Genomic DNA, 2,025 nt, shown 5'->3' on the forward strand with positions numbered 1-2,025 from the left:
GAAAGTGCGTTACGGCGATCGCCTAGGGTCGTGGACCACAGGCGACGTGCGCTCCGGCAACGCCGAGAGGTACCGTGCCAGACGCCGCGGACCCGGCCATGACCCATCGGACAGACCCTAGAGTGGACTCATGGGCTATAGCGGAGCAGTGAAGGTCGGCGGAGCGGCCGACGTGCACGAACTGTCCGACCTGATGATCTCTAAGGTCGCGGTCGGCCGGATGAACAACAACGCCTATGTGCTGCGGTGCCGTGCGACCGATGAGCAGCTGCTGATCGACGCGGCCGCCGATCCGCACACGCTTCTCGCGCTGATCGGCGACAGCGGTATCGCGTCCGTCGTCACCACGCATCGGCACGGTGACCATTGGGGCGCGCTGCGCGAGGTGGTCGACGCGACGGGTGCGCGCACCTACGCGGGCCGCTACGACGCCGAGGGCATCCCCGTGCCCACGGATGTTCTGGTCGATGACGGCGACACGATCACGGTCGGACGCGTCACGCTGACCGCGCGCCATCTGGTCGGCCACACCCCCGGCAGCATCGCGCTGGTCTACGACGACCCGCACGGCGCCCCCCATCTGTTCACCGGTGACTGCCTGTTCCCCGGCGGCGTCGGCAACACCTGGGGCAATCCCGAGCACTTCGCCAGCCTGATCGACGGCGTGGAGAGCAAGCTCTTCGGCGAACTCCCCGATGAGACCTGGGTCTATCCGGGGCACGGCGACGACACCACGCTCGGCGCGGAGCGACCGCATCTGGCGGAGTGGCGTAAGCGGGGCTGGTAGCGGAAAGGGGGCTGCCGGCCCGCGGACCGGCAGCCTAACCTCGTGGAATGCCGACCACACCAGGACCGCCCGACGCCGCGCTCCGTTATCCACCGAAGCCCCGCCCCGGTGATCGCGTCGCCGTGCTCTCACCGTCGTCGGGCCTTCCGGGGCTGTTCCCGACGCCGTACGAACTCGGCCTCGCCCGGCTGGAGAAGGACTTCGGGCTGATACCGGTCGAGTACCCGACCACACGCACCATGGGCGCCACCCCGCAGGCACGGGCCGCCGATCTGCACGCGGCGTTCGAGGATCCAGGCATCACCGCGGTCATCGCGAGCATTGGGGGCGACGATCAGCTCACCGTGCTGCCCCACCTGGACCGTGCGGTGTTCCGCGCCCACCCCAAGCCGTTCTTCGGGTACAGCGACAACACCAATCTGCTGGCGTACCTCCGGAACACCGGAATCGTCGGCTTCCACGGCGCGTCGGTGATGTGCGAACTGGGCCGTCCGGGGTCGATGCACCCCCTCACCGCGGAGTCGCTGCGCGCCGCGCTGTTCACCTCGGGCCCGTACGCACTGCGGCCCGCGGAGCACTACGGCGATGAGAACGGCGACTGGGCCGATCCGGCCACCTTCGCCACCGAGCCCCCCGTATGGCCCGGAGGCGGCTGGCACTGGCACGGGCCGGAGCGGGTGGTCGAGGGCCCCAGCTGGGGCGGCAACATCGAGGTGCTCTCCTGGATGCTGATGGCCGACCGCGAGATCCCGCACGATCCGGCCGCGTACGACGGCTGTGTGCTCTTCCTGGAGACCTCCGAGGAGCTGCCGCGGGCCGAGGATGTGTACTTCGTGCTGCGCGGCATGGGCGAGCGCGGTCTGCTGGAGCGTTTTCCGGCGCTGCTGATGGGCCGCGCGAAGGCGTGGTCGCTGTCGCAGCGCAACTCCCCGGAGGCGAAGGCGTCCTACGTACGGGAGCAGCGCGCGGCGGTGCTGCGGGCGCTGGCCGCATACGCCCCGGACACCGTCGCGGTCTTCGACGTCGATCTCGGGCACACCGATCCGCAGCTGGTGATTCCGTACGGGGGCACGGTGCGGGTCGACGGCGTGGCGCGGCGGATCACGGTCACGTATTGAGGCGGCCCCGGGTCGCCTCCTGATAGCGGCGGGGGGGGGGGGGGGGGGGGGGGGGGGGGGGGGGGGGGGGGGGGGGGGGGGGGGGGGGGGGGGGGGGGGGGGGGGGGGGGGGGGGGGGGG

At 71.3% G+C, this 2,025-nt stretch carries 2 protein-coding genes; both read left to right on the top strand.

Features of this window, described 5'->3' with window-relative positions:
- Positions 1-130 precede the first annotated feature (130 nt).
- Positions 131-787: an MBL fold metallo-hydrolase gene (locus ACZ5XZ_RS38220; RefSeq protein ID WP_468986938.1), complete on the top strand. Its 657-nt coding sequence runs from the start codon at positions 131-133 to the stop codon at positions 785-787.
- A 47-nt stretch (positions 788-834) separates the two neighbouring features.
- A complete protein-coding gene (locus ACZ5XZ_RS38225; RefSeq protein WP_468986941.1) occupies positions 835-1,905 on the top strand; it encodes a S66 family peptidase in 1,071 nt (356 codons plus the stop codon).
- Positions 1,906-2,025: the final 120 nt, after the last annotated feature.

This window comes from Streptomyces sp. NPDC033270 (assembly GCF_055576575.1).

Bases quoted from the DNA above. Each gene is read 5' to 3' on its own strand.
- ACZ5XZ_RS38225 (WP_468986941.1), top strand. From the start codon at position 835: ATGCCGACCACACCAGGACCGCCCGACGCCGCGCTCCGTTATCCACCG.
- ACZ5XZ_RS38220 (WP_468986938.1), top strand. From the start codon at position 131: ATGGGCTATAGCGGAGCAGTGAAGGTCGGCGGAGCGGCCGACGTGCAC.